Source organism: Paenibacillus foliorum, assembly GCF_013141765.1.
Lineage (GTDB): Bacteria > Bacillota > Bacilli > Paenibacillales > NBRC-103111 > Paenibacillus_S > Paenibacillus_S foliorum.
In genome coordinates, this window is record NZ_WHOD01000012.1 from 1 (window position 1) to 2703 (window position 2703).

Genomic DNA, 2703 nt, shown 5'->3' on the forward strand with positions numbered 1-2703 from the left:
AACGAGAGTTTAATGAACTGTTGGCAAAAAAATAAGGACCTTAATAGGAGAGAAAAGACCTATGACTACTACACCCGGTAGATTAAAAGGTAGAATCGCAATAGTAACAGGTGCAAGTCGTAGCGCAGGAATCGGTGCTGCAGTATGCAAAGAGTTGGCCTATCTAGGTGCGGATGTATTTTTTACACATTGGGTTAATTATGATCAACAGATGCCCTGGGGGAGCAATAACGAGGAGCAAAAGCAACTATGTGACGAAATTCGATCCATGGGCGTTCGTTGCGAACACCTAAGGATTGATCTTTCTGTACCTGAAAGCTTTGTGGAGTTATTAAATAACGTTGAGCAGAAGCTAGGAGAACCATCGATTCTTGTCAATAATGCTTGTTATTCAGTTAACGATGACTTAAACACGATTACCCCAGAGTCTCTGGATGCACATTACGCAATTAATGTTAGGGCGGTAACTATACTTAGTGTGGAATTCGCAAGACGGTTTACGCAATCGGCAGGTGGCCGAGTTATCAATATGACATCTGGCCAATCACTAGGCCCCATGGCTGGTGAAATCTCTTATGCCACGACGAAAGGGGCAATTGATGCTTTCACACGCACTTTTGCAGCAGAGGTGGGTTCAAAAGGAATCACAGTAAATGCGGTAAATCCTGGCCCCACAGATACCGGCTGGATGACTCCTGACCTACGACAGCAACTATCTAAGCAATTTATAACAGGTAGAGTAGGATTACCTAAGGATGCAGCTCGTCTGGTTGGATTCTTAGCCACTGATGATGCGGAGTGGGTTACCGGCCAAGTATTACATTCCACGGGTGGGTTCAACTAACGGATAACGATAGTTTAATGCGGTATGAAATGAGGTTGCCGGCTAAATTATGCCGACTAACCTCATCCAGTGAAAGATGCGATGAGGTTAGTCGGCATAATTTGTTCAGATCAGCGGCCGTCGCGACGTCTTTGATAGGATTCTGCGTAGACGACATGGCGGAAGTTGAGAATGGGGTCATCGGACAAGGCCATACCGGATGAAATGACGGTTGGGTCCATGAACAGATCTGCCGGCTCGTTGATGATCTTCGATATATAGAGGCGGCCGAGATCAATCCGACGACGGTCGTCAGGCCAGGCGCAGGTGGGGTCGTTCGTGGGATCGCCTGCTTCGCCTAAAATCGCTGTAAGCATAAATACAACTGGCTTTTCCTTCAGGCGCAGCCGTAGTTCATCTTCCAGGTAATCGCTCGGCTGGTCCGCGGCCTCTATTATGGACATTGTCCGCACGCCGGCATCCGGGATCCATTCGAATTTGACGGGGTGCGCATTATCTTCACGGTCTGTAAAGAAGTAAGCATGAATGCAATAATAACGGGATTCGCCGTAACTGGCTGGGGGTTTCAGATTCTTGACTGCAAGGAGACTTTCTTTGCTTTCTGCGAAATGGGCCGAAATCTCTGTAATAAGATCCCACAGCTGAACGCTGCCTTCCTGGACACGATGTGCGGCGCGAATGATGTCTAGGAAGGATTCGGGTGTTCGTGCAAAAAAGACCGGCACCGTTGTACCGACCAGGTTCGTGAAGCTGCCGTCCGGCAGGACGAATTGAACGGCCATTCCTTTGGCCAGAGACAGGAGATCCGCCAGCGCAGGATTGGTTGAACTGCCGGAGAAGCGGACAACCGGACAACCGCCTCTACCTCCTGCTCCTGTAAATGGGGAGCAGAGGTGAACGGCGCCGCAAGACCGCTCGGGCGAAACACAGCGCGGCAATAAATACCTTTTGCATGCACACGGCGGTATCCGGGATGAACACCGGAGAGTTCCTCTATCGCATCCACCGTCTGCGTAGATAGGCTTGAATGGTCCCTAACCTCCATCGAAGCAGCGCTGTTTGGACGAAAGTCCTTCATGTCATGGTCCTCCTGTTTGTTGTATAGAATTACATAATATTATCCATAAAAAAGTAAATTTAATACGAGCCCTCTATCTGGGTTATGAACGGCAGGATAACGCAACAACAGCAAGAATAAATAAGTTTGTAAGGAAGGTCCTGTGATGGAGGAAACAAATGGCTATCTATATTATCTCTGGTCCACTTGGTGTAGGGAAATCGACCGTCTCCAAGTCGCTGGCTGATTCGATGAACCTATGCGCTTTGATTGAGGGCGATCTCTTTCTCCATGTGTACCGAGGGACGAATGAATCGCCCTGGGAGGAACGACTCCGACTGGCCTGGCTTAATATCACTGCAGTGACGCGAAATTTTCTTCAGCACGGGCTAGATGTGGTTATCGATTTCGTCGTTGAAGACGAGCTGCAATGGTTCTATGACCAGCTGTCGGATCTCGACGCGACGCTCCACTATGTTGTGCTCCATGCGGAACCGGAGACCATTGCCGCTCGACTCAGTCAGCGAGGAGATGAACAATATATCCAACGTTCACTATTCCTTCTGAACAAGTTGATGGCGTCACCGACCAATGAACCATTCCTATTGGACGCCGACAGCAAACGTCCAGAGGAACTCGCTGAGGAAATCGTTAAAGATCCCAGATTTCGGATACATAAGTTGTTCTAAGTGATAGAAATTACCTTATGATAATTGAAGTAATAGGTACAATAGCATAATGTACAGCATGCAAAGGCAGCCAGGATACTTACTGGCTGCCTTCATTAAGTTAACGGGCAGTA

At 48.3% G+C, this 2703-nt stretch carries 3 protein-coding genes; 2 read left to right on the forward strand and 1 reads right to left on the reverse strand.

Going from position 1 to position 2703, the window contains the following annotated elements:
• The first annotated feature begins 61 nt into the window (after nucleotides 1–61).
• Nucleotides 62–844, forward strand: a complete 783-nt coding sequence (locus GC093_RS02685) for an SDR family oxidoreductase (RefSeq protein WP_171650316.1) — start codon at nucleotides 62–64, stop codon at nucleotides 842–844.
• Between the two features lie 110 nt (nucleotides 845–954).
• Here GC093_RS02685 and GC093_RS02690 read toward each other — a convergent pair whose 3' ends face one another.
• Entirely contained in the window at nucleotides 955–1782 is an 828-nt protein-coding gene (locus GC093_RS02690) for a catalase (protein ID WP_246313306.1), read from the reverse strand.
• Nucleotides 1783–2080: 298 nt separating this feature from the next.
• Here GC093_RS02690 and GC093_RS02695 point away from each other — a divergent pair, with 298 nt between their 5' ends.
• Nucleotides 2081–2590, forward strand: coding sequence for a P-loop nucleotide/nucleoside kinase family protein (locus tag GC093_RS02695; protein WP_171650317.1), 510 nt, complete (start codon nucleotides 2081–2083; stop codon nucleotides 2588–2590).
• The last annotated feature ends 113 nt before the right edge of the window (nucleotides 2591–2703 follow it).

Bases quoted from the DNA above. Each gene is read 5' to 3' on its own strand.
- GC093_RS02685 (WP_171650316.1), top strand. From the start codon at position 62: ATGACTACTACACCCGGTAGATTAAAAGGTAGAATCGCAATAGTAACA.
- GC093_RS02695 (WP_171650317.1), top strand. From the start codon at position 2,081: ATGGCTATCTATATTATCTCTGGTCCACTTGGTGTAGGGAAATCGACC.